Below are 13,549 nucleotides of genomic sequence, written 5' to 3'. Positions count from 1 at the left end.
CGCGATGTACGACCGCAACGCCCTGGGCACCCGGCTCATGCCGGAGATGCGTAAGCGGCAGGACTACGCCCTGTGGCTGTCGATCATGCGGGACGGCGCCGACGCCCGCGGCCTCGCGGAACCCCTCGCCGTGTACCGGGCCCACCAGGCGGGCTCCCTGTCCTCCAACAAGATGGCCCTCGTCTCGTACAACTGGGCCCTGTACCGCGAGCACGAACACCTGTCGGTGCCCCGCTCGACGCGCGCTCTGGCCGGCGCCGTGTGGCAGTCGCTGCGCAACGGGCGCATCTAGCTACCCGGAGGGGGCGGAGGGGGAGGACCGGCCGGACGCCCTCGGGAGCGGTGGTGGGTGATCAGGGAACACTCAGCCCGCCTCAGCCCCGGAACGTCCTCCGGTACGCGTCCGGCGCCACGCCCACGCTCCGCTGGAAGTGGCGGCGCAGGGTGGTCGCGGTGCCCATGCCGGTCGCCTCGGCGATGGCGTCGACCGTGGCGCCGGTGGTCTCCAGGAGCTCTTGGGCGTGCCGGATGCGCTGGGTGTGCAGCCAGCGGAGCGGGGTGGTCCCGGTGATCCGCTTGAAGTGGCGGGCCAGGTGGCGTGAGCTCATGCCCGCCCGGCGGGCCAGGTCCTCGACCGTGAGAGCCCGGTCCAGGCGTTCCAGGACCCACGGCAGCAGCTCGGCCAGCGGGTGGTTGTCGGGGGCGGGGAGGGGCGTGGCGATGAACTGGGCCTGGCCGCCGTCGCGATGCGGCGGGGTGACCAGGCGGCGGGCGATCCGGTTCGCGCCCGCCGCGCCGTGGTCGAGCCGCACCAAGTGCAGGCACAGGTCCATGGCGGCGGCCTTGCCCGCCGAGGTCAGGACGTCGCCGTTGTCCACGTAGAGGACGTCCGGGTCGACGGTGGTCGCGGGGTGGCGCCGGGCCAGCTCCCGGGTGTGCGCCCAGTGCGTGGTGGACCGCCGCCCGTCGAGCAGGCCCGCCGCGCCCAGGACGAAGGCGCCGGTGCACAGCGAGGCCACGCGGGCGCCGGACCGGTGGGCGGCCCGTACCGCGTCCACCAGTTCCGCGGGCGGCGCCAGGTCGGTGTCGGCCCAGCCGGGGACGATGACGGTGTCCGCGCGGGCGAGCCCGTCCAGGCCGTGGTCCGGCGCCACGAGGAAGCGGCCGACGCGCACGGGCGCGGGTCCGCAGAGGGTGAAGTCGTACCAGGGGTCCACGACATGACTGAGGTCCGAGCCGAAGATCTCCAGGGCCACGGACAGTTCGTAAGCGAGCATTCCGTCGGTGACGGCGAGCGCGACCCGATGCATGTCGGAAAGTGTACGGGTCGCGTCGTTTCCGACTCTCGTACGGGAGACGGGCCGCCCACCACGATGGAGGCACCGGACCACGGGCGGGACAGCCCGCCGTGGACGGCCGAGTGCGGGGAGCGGTCCCATGGAGTCAGGGCGACGGCCGGTGGCGGTGTTCGGCGCGTACGGTCACACCGGGCGGTTCGTGGTCGCGGAGCTGCTCGCCCGCGGCTACGCACCCATACCGTCCGGATGTGACGCGAAGGCGCTGGAGGAGCTCGCCGAGGAGTACGGGCTTGAGGCCGGGGGCCGGGTGGCGTCGGCGGACGACGCGGCCTCCCTGGACCGCGCGCTCGCGGGCACGGCCGCCGTCGTCAACTGCGCCGGGCCCTTCGCCTCGACCGCCGGCCCCGTCATCGAGGCCGCGCTGCGGGCGGGCGTCCCGTACTTGGACGTGGCCGCCGAGATCGAGGCCAACCTCGACACCTTCGCCCACTACCGCGACCGCGCCGAGGCCGAGCGCGCGGTGATCGTCCCGGCCATGGCCTTCTTCGGCGGCCTCGGCGACCTGCTGGCCACCGCGGCCATGGGCGACTGGACCTCGGCCGACGAGGCGCACATCGCCTACGCGCTCAGCAGCTGGTACCCCACCGCGGGCACCCGCCTGTCCGGCGCCGTCTCGCGCGAGCGGCGCGGCGAGCGCCGGCTGCGCTACCGCGGCGGGCGCTGGGAGCACCGTACCGACGCCGCGCCCACCCTCGACTGGGACTTCCCGCCGCCGCTCGGCCGCCGCCCGGTGATCGGGGAGTTCACCATGGCGGACGTCGTCACCGTCCCGCTGCACCTGGCCATCCCCGACGTGACCACGTACATGAGCGCCGAGGCGGCCCGCGACCTCGCCGCCCCGGACACCCCCGCCCCGACGGCCGCCGACGGTAGCGGGCGTTCCGATCAGACCTTCCTCGTCGACGTCGTGATCCGTTCCGGCGGCGCCGAACGCCGTGCCACGGCCCGGGGCCGGGACATCTACGCCGTGACCGCGCCGCTCGTCGTCGAGGCCCTGGACCGGGTGCTGACGGGCCGGACCAGGACCGTCGGCGTCGCCTCCGCCGGCGAGATCTTCGACGCCGCCGACTTCCTGCGCGCCCTCGGGCCGCACATCGCCCTGGACGCGTAGGGCGGATCGCTCGTCACGGACCGCTCGTCACCGACCGCTCGTCACAGATCGCTTGTCACCGATCACTTGTTACCGAATCAGGACGGAACGCGGTGAACCGTGCGGTTCCGGGCGCCCTCTCCTGTGGTGCAGTGAAACAGCCGACGTGGTCGGTACCCCTGCGGGAGCGGGGGGCCTGACCGCCCTGTCCTCTCGCCTTGCCTCGCTCGATTTCGCGTCGGCCTCGCCTCGCCTCACTTCATCTCACTTCACCTGATCACCGGGGAGCTTCATCATGAACATCACCGCGACCACGATCACGAACCCCGCCCGCCGTTCCCTCCGCACCGTCGCCCTGGCCGGTGTCACCGCCGCGCTGGCACTGGGCCTCACCGCCTGCGGCGGTGGCGGTGCCAATGCCGCCGCCGGTGCCGCTGCCGGTGACACTGGTCCGGTGGCGCGCCCGGCCGTCGACGGGATCGCGGCGACCGGCGTGAAGGCGGCGCACGCGGTGAACACGCTGCCCGGGTCCGGCGCCACGACCACGGCCACGGCGGCGGAGGCCCGCCAGTGCCGGGGCGACGAGCTGCTGGTCACGGCCGTCCACCGGTTCGCCGGCGAGCAGGGCGACCACCTGCTGGTCACCGCGTCGAACGAGGGTCGTACGGCGTGCTGGGTCACCTCGTACCCGGCCGTGAAGCTCGGCGGTGACGTCGACGGTCCCACGCTGCCGCACTCGAAGAAGGACGCCCCGGGCGGCGACAAGCGCATCACGCTCCGCCCCGGGGGCAAGGTCTACAGCGCGGTGAACCTGTTCGACTACGGCACGAACCACCACACCGCACGGTCCTTCGCGCTCGCCCTGCGCGGCACGGACGGCCGCACCGGCCCCTTCTACTCGGTCGACACCACGGGCGCGAAGGCGGCGTTCAGCTGGAACGAGGCCGACGTGCTGAACTGGAACACCAGGAAGCCGTACGACTTCTGACACCCCGCGCCAGCCCTCACCGTCCCCCTCACCCTCCTCTCCCGTCAGCCCCGCCCCGGACCCGCTTGGACCGGATTTTCGAGGATCACGTATCCGTTCACATCTCTCGTCGTGAATCGGTCACGTATGAGCCCTTTCGGTCGTTCGCGAAAGATCAGCGGTTCTTGGCCTGTTTCGCGGGATAGGGCTCGGGCTGCGGGGACCGCGCCCGTGGGGAGCGCCCGCGCAGTGGACGAGGGGGAAGTGGCGATGGCCAACCTGCACTACGAGATACTCACCGATCCCGCACAGCTCCAGGTGTCCGGTACCGGAAAGGACGAGGAGGCGCCGGGCGCGGTGCACATCGTCGTCTCGAATCCGAACGCCTGGTCCGTGACCCTCTACGAACTCGACATCACGGTCCCGCACGGCAGCGGCAAGGCGCACCTGACCGCTCACCCCGACCGGATCCAGGCCAGGCTCACCGGCAGCACCCTCACCTCCTCGGTCGGCCTCGCCGAGAGCTGGGACGGGCTCACCGGGATCTACCGCCTGGAGGCCCTCTCCGGCGTGCGCCTGCGCAAGGGCGAGGTCCTGGTCGTCGAACTGTCCGGCTTCCCCGTCTCGTCCGAGGAGGGGCTGGTCCTGCTGTCCCTCGCCGAGGACTCCCACGGGCGGGGCCCCAGGAGCGACCACCTGATCACCCTGAGCCTGCTCAAGCGCGCCTCCAAGATCCCCAGCAACCTCCGCGCGGACAGCACGCTGCTGGGCGCGAACGAGCAGGTCACCCTGCGCTGGGACGGCCCGGACACCCTCGAATACGCGATCCAGGGCCCGGTCGGCGCGCCCCACCCCGTACCGCTGACGGCAGGACCCTGGCACTGGTCGCCGCCGCCGGGGGAGGAGCCGAAGCGGGACGCCACGTACACCCTGATCGCCACGCCCAAGAGCCCCCACCAGCCGGGCTACTACCTCACCACCACGGTCCATCTGCGCAGCCCCGAGTTCGAAGGCGTCACGGCGACGGACGGAGTCTCCACGCCCTGGGTGAAGGGGATCGCGCACGGCGGGCGCGTCGAGTTCACGGACCTCGGCGTGACGGTGCAGGACAGCCAGGGGGCGCCGGGCACGGTCGACGCGAAGGCGGTCACCGCACAGACTGTGGCGGCGGCCACGGTCACGGCGACGGACGTGACCGCCACCAATGTCGGTGCGACGGACGTGAACACGACGAATGTCCATGCCACGGACGTGCACGCGACCAGCGTCCATGCGACGGACGTGAACGCCACCGACGTGAACGCCACCGACGTCAACGCCACCGACGTCAATGCCACCGACGTGAACGCCACCGACGTGAACGCCACCGACATCAAGGCCGACACCGTCCTCACGGGTACGGTGCGGGGCCGGGACGCCGGCGCCGGCTGGATCCGTTTCCCCGCCGACGGGATCACGGTCGGCCGTGGCGCTAGCAGCGACCTGGGCGCCGTGACGGCGGAGCGCGTCCGGGTGAACGGTGTGAACACCACCTGGGTGGGAGACATCGACGGCGGCAAGGGCTGGATCGAGTTCCCGCAGTCCGGGGTGAACGTCCGCAAGGACGGCGCCAACGAGTGGGGCACGGTCGCCGCCGACAAGGCGGACCTGACCGGGGTCAACACCTCCTGGGTGCAGGGCCGGACGGGCGGTGACGGCTGGATCGAGTTCCCCGCCGGCGGCCTGAACGTCTTCCAGGGAGCCGGCGACCGGCAGTGGGGCACGGTCTCGGCCGGCACCGCCGACCTCAACGACCTGGTCACCCACCGCGCCAGGGTGAAGGAACGCCTGCACCTGGAGGGCGGCCTGACCGTCGACCAGGTCCTGGAGACCCAGGACGGCCCGCCGCGCCTGATCGTCCACGGCCGCCTCGACGCCGAGGGCGACCTGCTCGCGAGCCAGAGCGTCGTCGTCGCCGGAGACCTCGGCACGAAGGGGATGCTGCGGGTGGCCGGGGAGTCCCGCTTCAAGGGCAAGGTGAACGCCAACGGGCACCTGTCCGTGCGCAACGGGCAGTCCTGGATCATGCACACCAACGACGACCAGATCGCCGTCCAGGCAGACCTGCGCGTCCACGGAGCCTTCCGCTCCGACAGCTGACGCCCCAGGGGCCCCGGGGTCAGCCCCTGGGCGGCGGCTCCGGGGTCACCAGGACGCAGCGGGTGCCGCTGTAGATGGTCGGCACGCAGCGGTTGCAGTGGACGCACAGGGACGTGGTGCTGGTCCCGGCGCGGTAGCGGTCGACGAGGTCCGGCTCGCGCAGCAGGGCGCGGCCCATGGCCACGAAGTCGAAGCCCTCGGCCATGGCGCGCCGCGCGGTCGCGAGGTCGGCGATGCCGCCGAGCAGGATCAGCGGCAGGTCCAGCTCGGCGCGGAACCGGCGGGCCGAGTCCAGCAGGTACGCCTCCTCGTAGGGGTAGTCGATCAGGAACCGGCCGCCCAGCGCCCGTACGACGGAGCGGACGGGCTGAGGGAAGGTGGCCGCGAAGTCGCGTACGGGCGCGTCGCCGCGGAAGAGGTACATGGGGTTCAGGAGCGAGCTGCCCGCCGTGAGTTCCAGGGCGTCGACGGTGCCGTCGTCCTGGAGCCAGCGGGCGAGCCGGAGGCTGTCGTCGATCCGGGTGCCGCCGCGTACGCCGTCGTCCATGTTCAGCTTCGCCGTGACGGCGAGGCGGTCCCCGACGGCGTCGCGCACGGCGCGGGCGGCCGCGCGCGCCACGGAGGCCCGGTTGGCGAGGCTCCCGCCGTAGCGGTCCTTGCGCCGGTTCAGGCGCGGGCTGAGGAAGGCGCTGGTGAAGTAGTTGTGGCCCATGTGGACCTCGACGGCGTCGAACCCGGCGTCGAGCGCGAGCCGGGCCGCCTCCCCGTGGGCCCGGACGATCCGCTCGACGTCGGACGCGGTGGCCGCCCGGGTGGTGCGCATCCCGAGCGGGCTGAACCGGCGGGTCGGGGCGAGCGCCGGGAGCCGGTTGGACGCGGCGTTCGCGACCGGCCCCGCGTGGCCGATCTGCGCCGAGACGGCGGCCCCTTCGGCATGCACGGCGTCCGTCAGGCGGCGCAGCCCCGGGACTGCCTCGGGCCGCATCCAGATCTGCCGCCGCTCGGTGCGCCCCTCGGGCGCCACCGCCAGATAGGCGACGGTGGTCATCCCGACCCCGCCGGCGGCGGGCGCGCGGTGATAGTCGATCAGCCGGTCGGTGACGAGCCCGTCGGGGGTGGCCCCTTCGAACGTGGCCGCCTTGACGATCCGGTTGCGCAGCGTGAGAGGGCCGAGCCTCGCGGGCGCGAGGACGTCGGGGGCGTCGGGGACGGCAGGGGGCACGCGGGGGACCATCGGGAGGCATCCTTCCTGAGCGTGGCGGGGTGTGGCGGGGTGTGGCAGGGGGCGGGATGTGGTGACGGCGGATCGGTTCCGGCCCGCCGCCCGCAGGGGTCCGTTCCGGTCCGCAGGAGAGCACAGTCGCCTCGCACTTTCAATCACGAGTGCGAGAGGGGATGACTACGGCGACACATCCGACAGACAACGATCACACCGGCGCACGGACGCACGGACGCACGGACGCACGGACGCACGGACGCACGGACGCACGGACGCACGGACGCACGGACGCACGGACACACCGACACGCACGCGCCGCACCGCCCGTCCGGACCGTCGTGGTCGGTAACTTGGGCCGGATGACGGAGATCTTCGACGCGACGGTCGGCGCCCGCCTCGCCGCCCCCAACATCTGGTACGTCGGCACGGTGTGCCCCGACGGGGCTCCCCGGGTCAGCCCGATGTGGGTGGACCGGGAGGGCCAGGGGGAGCTGGCGTTCAACACGTCCGTGGGCCGGGTGAAGGAGGAGAACCTCCGCAACGACCCCCGTGTCTACCTCTCGCACGCGGACACCGCCGACCCGTACGACAGGGTGCAGATCAGCGGTGTCGTGGCCCGGTTCATCGAGGGCGAGGAGGCACTGGAACGGATGGACCGCATGACCCGCAAGTACCTGGGGCGCGAGCGCTACCCGTGGATCATGCCGGGCGAGCAGCGGGTCGCCGTGATCGTACGACCGCTCAAGGTGCGCCACATCGTGGGAGTGGAACGCTTCCGGCCCGGCGGCCCCGTACCCGCGCCCTGAACACGGGAGACGGGTACGGGGCCGCCGGCGCGCGTCACTTGATCAGGGCGTTGGCCACGGCGATCGCCAGCCCGATGGCCGCGTCGGCGAGGCCCACGAGCACGGCGGAGCGGCGCCGGTAGCCGGATCTGAGGGCGGCGAAGGTGCCCCAGGCGCCGAGCAGGAGGGTGTTGAGGGCGAGCCCGGCCGAGGTGACGGGGGGCTCGCTCCAGTTCGCCGCCCCGGCGATCAGGAGGAGGGCCACGGTGGGCAGCACGGCGACCACCAGCGGCCACTCCTCGCCCAGCGCCGTCAACAGGCGCCGCCACCGCACGGAGGCACTTCCCGTGTGATGGGTGGCCATGTGGTGCGCGTACCCGTGCACGAGACCCGCGGCGACCGCGGTGACCAGGATCCACAACGCGTCATAGACCGGCGTGAAGCGCTGCCCCTCGCCCTGCAGCGCCGCGAGCAGCGCGCTGGCCAGGACGGTGCCGTAAATACCGCCAAACATCCAATTGCGCATAATTCGATACGGTACGGGAAAGGCGGCAGCCACCCGAAACGGCCGTTACTCCGGCCTTACGCGTGGCGGCGGTCACGAAGACATGCGGGCGCCCGCACCCCACCGGCTAGGTTCTCGCCATGGAACGAGCGACCATCCTGCGGAACCTGGCCGCGAGCGGAGCCGAGCACGGCGACACGCGGTCCATACGCGTGCTCTCCACCGAACTCGGCCTGTCGACCGCGGACCTGCTCGTCGTCGCGGGCCGCCCGGTGCCCGCGGAACTCCTCCCACCGGAACGCGACGCCCAGGTCCTGAGAGGGTTCGCCCACCGTGTCAGCCACTGTGACCACGCGCAGCTCGCCGAGCTGGAGTCATTCGCCCGCGCGCTGCCCAGAGCCGCCGATCCGGCACCCCTCCGACCGCTGCCGTGGCCGGGGAGGCGCCCCGCCGAGACCGGATTCGCGGCCGTGCTCGGCGGCCTGATCCTCAACCGGGGATTCGGTGTCCGCGAGCTGCCCTTCCTGGGCCTGTCGCACAGCACCCTGCACCAGATGCTGTGGCGCTGGGACCCGAACCGACACCGCCGGCAGCAGCTCTCCGCGATCGCGGGAACGCTCGGATGGACCCTGCCCGACATCTTCGCGATCGCCGACGAACCGTACGCGGAGGACATCCGCCCGATGGTGCACTGTCACCACCTCGGGCGGGTCTTCACGGCGGCCATCCCCCTGACCACCGCCCAGCTGATCGAGACGGCCCGAGCGGCGGACCGCCTGAGCGCCCGCGAGGACCACGGGGCCTGGCAGCCGGTGTCACAGGGCTACGTCGCGGAGTGCCCCGACTTCGCGTGACGGCCGTGTCCACCGGACGTCCTTCAGCAGCGGATGACCAGGCCCGTGAGGTGAAGGGAAGGGGCTCGGTGAGGGTCTTGGAGGTCCCCCTCCGTACCGGCCTGCCGGTACGGAGGGGGACTTCGGTCAGGTACGGCGGCGGCGTACCGTCGTGAAGGTCACGGTTCCCGCGGTCGCCAGGGCGACCGCTGCCAGAGCGATCCACCAGGGGGTCGAGGACGTGCCGGTCTCCGCCAGGTTGCCCGGAGGCGGCGGCGTCGTCGGGTGGCCGGTGGGCGGTGTCGGGGGCGGCGAGGTGGGCGGCGGGGTCGTGGGCGGCGCGTTGGTCGGCGGGGGGCTGGTGGGCGGAGTGGTGGTGAACGTGTTGGTGACGGTCACGCGCGTGGTCTCGCCCGCCTTGACGGGGAAGGGGCGGCCGAGGGTGACCGGAGTCGGGTCTCCGCCGTCGACGCTGAGTTCGGCGCTCGTGTCCACGGTGGTGCCACCGTCCCCGCCCCCGTCTCCGTCCGCGTCGGCGCCGGTGCGGGGCTCGGTGAGCGTGCAGGTGGTGTCCGCCGCGAACGTCTGCCGCGGCAGCGAGCCCGTCGTGTCGCCGGCCGCCACGTCCAGCGTTCCCGACGTGCCGTCCGCGCAGGTCAGGACGAGCTGCGCGGCCCCGGGCCGCAGGCTCGTGTCGCCGGTCGTCCGCTTCGTGACGTCGAGGGTGCCGACCGGCAGGAAGCGGTTGGTGAAGCGGCAGGTCGGCCGCGGGCTGGTGGCGATCAGGGAGACCTCGACGGTGCCGCGGGCGGTGTCGACGTCCGATCCGTTCGCGCCGCAGTCCGCGGAGACCAGCTCCCAGTGCCCGTCGGCGGTCGGCGGCGGCAGGAACTCCTGCACCGTGTACCGCACATCGGGGTCCACGGTCAGCCCGTCGGCCGCCGGGCCCGTCGTCTGGCCCTCGGGGTGCGCGGTGGCCGGCGTGCCCTCGGCGACGGTGGTCGCGCTGGCCCGGTCGGTGCGCGCGGAGGCGCGAGCGGGGCGCCCGCGAGGGTGCTCGGTGACGGCGTACGTGAAGGTGCCCGTGCCGCCCTCGGTGACCTTCTCGATCCCGATGGCGCCGCCGGGCGTGAACTTGTTCGTCAGCAGGCAGTTGGTGTCGTCGACCGCGGTCACGTCGTACGAGACCTGCCAGGTGCCGTTCGGCGCGCTCTGCGTGGGCGCGCCCTTGGTGACGGGCAGTTCGGTGCCGTTGCAGTTCGCGCCGACGAGCTCCCAGCTCCCGGTGCCGTCAGCGGCGGGGACGGCCTCGGTGATGCGGTACGTGCCCGCGGTGGCGCCGTTCGGGGCCTGGGCGACCGTGACGGGCACGCCGTCCTGGGTCGTGGTCACCGGGGGGACGGCGAGCGGCGGCGTCCCGGCCGGGGGCGTCAGGTCGATGTCGAAGGTGCCGGTGCCCCCGACGGACTCCTTCTCCAGGAGCGCCTTTCCGCTGGTACGCCGATTGGTGTACGTACAGGTGACGGTGTCGCCGGCGGCGAGGCGCACGGACACCGCGCCGGTGGAGTCGCGGGTGACCGCGCTCTTCCCGGCGCCGCCGCCGGAGGCCACCACCGTGCAGTCCGGCAGGCTCGCCGGGCTCCAGCCGCTGCCCGGCGGCACGACTTCGGCGAACGTCCACGGCTCGTCGCCGGCCGCCCGCACGAAGGACATCGAGTCCTGCTTCTGGGCCGAGGCGTTGAGGACGAAGTCGTTGACGCCGTCACCGTTGCTGTCGCCGTACGAGACGTTCCCGTCGAAGCGGAACGAACCCTGGCCCGCGGTGTCCGGGGCGACCTTCTTGACGACGGTGATGGTGCCGGAGTCCGGCGGCGGCGTGACCGCGTAGTAGTAGCAGAAGACGTGCCGGGCGCCCGAGGGGAACGACACGTACTCGACGTTGTCGCCGTTGATGGCGTCCTGCGCGCAGCGCAGCGCGGCGAACCCGTACTGCTCCTGCTTGCCGTTGAGGGGCTGCGCCTTGGTGCCGCCCTGGACGACGAGGTACGAGCCGGCGCCGATCTCCTGGCTGTTGAGCCGCACGGTCACGGCGCCCGCGAGCTGCCGGCCGGTCGGCTCGCCCGCCGAGTCGAGCTCGGGGGTGGTCGCCTGGGTGGTGATGTTCTGCCGGAACGGGGTGGAGACGGTGCTCAGATTGAGCGTGGCGGGCGTCTTGTCGGTGATGCCGTCGCCGGTCGAGAACGTCCACCCGGGCAGCGGATCGCAGGGCGGCAGCGGCGTGCCGGACGCCTCCTTGGCGGCGGAGACCGTCTCGTCGCGCGCGTAGTTGGAGTCGGGTCCCAGGTCGCGCAGCGACTCCTGGTAGTTGTTGCGGGCCTTGTTGGCCATGACGTCTGCGTACGCGGGACAGGCGCGCGCCACGAACGTCACCGACAGCGGTCTCGTCGGCGCCGCCGCCGCCGCGGCGCGGCCGTCCGCGCCACCGAGGAGGCCCACGAGCACACCCGCGACACTCAGTACCGCGAGCACCCCGCCGACCCGGCCTCTCGCCCCGGACAGGACCTTTCCAGGCATCCCTACCCCTCCACCCGCTCATGCGCTTGTGCGTGTCTGTGCGTCTGCATGTCCGTGTGATCAGCGCGTAATAGCAAGATCCCGGTGAGGCAATCACGCAGGCCAACGTCCCTCTGCTACGGCTCCGCAGACACGCCGTCACTTCACCCGTCCGGAGGCCCCTGCCTTCGGTCAAGGTGTTGGGTGGCACTGTGGGTGTCGTGAGCGATGGCGTGCCTGCCCGGGAATCGGCTGGCGAAGGGATACGCCCGTGTGACTTCTGTGGTCATCCGGTCGTGATGGACTCGGTCGATGAGTGGGACTGCCCTGTGTGCGGCGAGGCCGCTGCGGATCAGTCGGCCGAGTGCCTGCGTATGACTCGCTCATGACAAGTCGGGTGTCCGGCTGCGACGGCAGATCGGTTTGGGCCGTCCTCTTCAAGCCTGAGGCTTACCCTGCGTTGCATGGAACTGGATGCTGAACTCAGCGCTCTGGCAGCCCAAGAGGATCTGTCCGTTGACCTGGTGCGCCGCTTGCTCCAGCACCCAGGGGCTCGGCGCTCGGTGGCGTTGCTGCGTCGGGACCTGACTGGTGAACTGATAGCGGAGATCATCGAACTCGGCTCCGTGCGGACTCTCGCCGCGAACCGCTCCGTGCCTTCTCGGATCAGGGCCCGCTTCGCGGAGCATGGTGAGCCGGCCGTTCGTTGTGCGGTGGCGGCGAGCGTCAGGGACGAACCCCTGGGGCTGCTCGCCCGTCTGGCGGCCGACCCGGACCCTTCCGTGCGCTCGTTCCTTGCTATGAACGACCATCTGCCGGCCGGGTTGCTGGAGGTCCTGGCTGCGGACTCGGAGGCTAGCGTGCGGTCGTCGGTCGTCCAGCGCTGGCGAGATGTTCCGGACAACGTCCGCAGGGTGTTGCTGACCGACGCCGATCCAGACATCCGTAGCGGCAGTGCTCGGGCCTTCGCCCCTCCGGCGGACCTCCTGTCCGGACTGCTGGCAGATCCGGCGACCCGTGCTGCCGCGGTCGCGTATGCCCTGCCGACTCCTGAGCTGGCGGCCGACTCGGATTCCGATGTCCGTGAGGCCGTCGCCTCACATCCGGACCTGCCTCCCGCTTTGCGTGACCTGCTGGCAGAGGACCAGGACATCTTCGTCAGGAGCGCGATCGCGGCACGGGCCGACACCCCGCAGGCGATCCGTGAACAGGTTGTGGCCACGCTGGAGCCCGACAGCCCCGTTGCCGAGTGGTTGCTGGCGTTCAGGCGAGGCGGCCACACGTGTCCGCCAGCGGCACCGGCCTCGCCGAATCTCACGCGCCAACAGGCGGAGTCCCTGCTCGCTCGGGCCGGGCTGTAGGGCTGAGCACCTGTCATCAAGCTGCCTGAGGCAGCACGGCCATGGACGTTGAGCGGGTGGTTCGACCTTCGCGGCCTCGGGTGATTCGCCGCTGCTCGCCCGCGCGGTGATCGACGCCTCGGGTACGTGGGCCACCCCGAGCCCCGCCGGTGCCTCCGGCCTCCCGGCCCTCGGCGAGAGGGCCGCCGCCGAACGCGTCACGTACCGCGTCTCCGACCTCCGGGATCCCGTACTCCGCGCACGGTACGCGGGCAAGCGCACCGCCGTCGTCGGCTCCGGCGAGGGGGCGAAAGCTCCGGCGCCGCCTTCGGCGGCGGCACCGCCGACCAGCTCCCCGCCCGCGCAGGCCACGCCGACGCCGTCACCGGCTTCCGTATCGAGGCGGTCGAACGCGATGTCCACAGCCGCACCGGCACCGGCATTGACGCCGACGCTTGTCTCGTACTCGTCGCGAAGGACGGCCGTCGGCTCGATCCGGTCGACGAGGTCATCGTCCTGATCGGCTTCCGCCTGGACCTCTCCTTCCTCGGCGAGCTCCGCCTGGGCCTGGACGAGCGCCTCCAGGCCCCGTCCGCCCTGGCTCGGCACCGTGCACGCCGGAGGGGTAGGTGGAAGTCAGGCCGGGCCAGGCCGGGATGTGTCCCGCGCGTGCCATGGTGGAAGGTCGAGCCGCTTCCCCGCATGTCGAACTCCCGGGCGATGCCCATCTCGTGCGACCGTCCCCTCTCGTCGTCCCGGA

The 13,549-nt window shown here is 72.2% G+C and carries 10 protein-coding genes and 2 pseudogenes; 8 read left to right on the top strand and 4 right to left on the bottom strand.

The window, feature by feature from the left end:
* Nucleotides 1-292 (top strand): annotated as a pseudogene (locus AB0C99_RS38595) (glycosyltransferase family 2 protein); the annotation flags it as partial.
* An 82-nt stretch (nt 293-374) separates the two neighbouring features.
* Here the strand turns inward: AB0C99_RS38595 and AB0C99_RS38590 are convergent.
* A complete protein-coding gene (locus AB0C99_RS38590) occupies nt 375-1,310 on the bottom strand; it encodes a helix-turn-helix domain-containing protein (RefSeq protein ID WP_362485026.1) in 936 nt (311 codons plus the stop codon).
* 127 nt (nt 1,311-1,437) lie between these two features.
* Here AB0C99_RS38590 and AB0C99_RS38585 point away from each other — a divergent pair, with 127 nt between their 5' ends.
* The 3 genes from AB0C99_RS38585 (at nt 1,438) to AB0C99_RS38575 (ending at nt 5,554) form a co-directional block, all read left to right on the top strand.
* Nucleotides 1,438-2,469: a saccharopine dehydrogenase NADP-binding domain-containing protein gene (locus tag AB0C99_RS38585; RefSeq protein ID WP_362485024.1), complete on the top strand. Its 1,032-nt coding sequence runs from the start codon at nt 1,438-1,440 to the stop codon at nt 2,467-2,469.
* 274 nt (nt 2,470-2,743) lie between these two features.
* Nucleotides 2,744-3,436 (top strand): DUF4232 domain-containing protein, encoded by a 693-nt coding sequence (locus AB0C99_RS38580; RefSeq protein ID WP_362485022.1) that lies wholly within the window; start codon nt 2,744-2,746, stop codon nt 3,434-3,436.
* A 228-nt stretch (nt 3,437-3,664) separates the two neighbouring features.
* The gene (locus AB0C99_RS38575) at nt 3,665-5,554 is read left to right on the top strand and encodes a hypothetical protein (protein ID WP_362485020.1); all 1,890 of its coding nucleotides are present in this window, start codon (nt 3,665-3,667) and stop codon (nt 5,552-5,554) included.
* A 19-nt stretch (nt 5,555-5,573) separates the two neighbouring features.
* Here the strand turns inward: AB0C99_RS38575 and AB0C99_RS38570 are convergent, their stop codons facing one another.
* On the bottom strand, nt 5,574-6,776 hold the full coding sequence (locus AB0C99_RS38570) for an NADH:flavin oxidoreductase (protein WP_362485019.1): 1,203 nt from the start codon (nt 6,774-6,776) through the stop codon (nt 5,574-5,576).
* 356 nt (nt 6,777-7,132) lie between these two features.
* On the opposite strand from AB0C99_RS38570, the gene AB0C99_RS38565 reads away from it, so the two are divergent.
* A complete protein-coding gene (locus AB0C99_RS38565) occupies nt 7,133-7,579 on the top strand; it encodes a TIGR03618 family F420-dependent PPOX class oxidoreductase (RefSeq protein ID WP_362485016.1) in 447 nt (148 codons plus the stop codon).
* A gap of 34 nt (nt 7,580-7,613) precedes the next feature.
* On the opposite strand, the gene AB0C99_RS38560 is transcribed toward AB0C99_RS38565, so the two are convergent.
* Entirely contained in the window at nt 7,614-8,072 is a 459-nt protein-coding gene (locus AB0C99_RS38560; RefSeq protein ID WP_362485014.1) for a hypothetical protein, read from the bottom strand.
* Nucleotides 8,073-8,203: 131 nt separating this feature from the next.
* Between AB0C99_RS38560 and AB0C99_RS38555 the strand changes: the two genes are divergently transcribed.
* A complete protein-coding gene (locus AB0C99_RS38555) occupies nt 8,204-8,917 on the top strand; it encodes a hypothetical protein (protein ID WP_362485012.1) in 714 nt (237 codons plus the stop codon).
* A gap of 126 nt (nt 8,918-9,043) precedes the next feature.
* Here AB0C99_RS38555 and AB0C99_RS38550 read toward each other — a convergent pair whose 3' ends face one another.
* On the bottom strand, nt 9,044-11,470 hold the full coding sequence (locus AB0C99_RS38550; RefSeq protein WP_362485011.1) for a DUF5979 domain-containing protein: 2,427 nt from the start codon (nt 11,468-11,470) through the stop codon (nt 9,044-9,046).
* A 443-nt stretch (nt 11,471-11,913) separates the two neighbouring features.
* Here AB0C99_RS38550 and AB0C99_RS38545 point away from each other — a divergent pair, with 443 nt between their 5' ends.
* Nucleotides 11,914-12,810, top strand: coding sequence for a hypothetical protein (locus tag AB0C99_RS38545; protein ID WP_362485010.1), 897 nt, complete (start codon nt 11,914-11,916; stop codon nt 12,808-12,810).
* A 97-nt stretch (nt 12,811-12,907) separates the two neighbouring features.
* Nucleotides 12,908-13,392, top strand: a pseudogene (locus AB0C99_RS38540) (flavoprotein); the annotation flags it as partial.
* Between the last annotated feature and the right edge of the window lie 157 nt (nt 13,393-13,549).

The organism is Streptomyces sp. NPDC048659 (assembly GCF_040650575.1).
GTDB lineage: Bacteria > Actinomycetota > Actinomycetes > Streptomycetales > Streptomycetaceae > Streptomyces.
The sequence above is the reverse complement of the archived record's forward strand: the minus strand, read 5'-3'. Positions and strand labels throughout refer to the sequence as shown.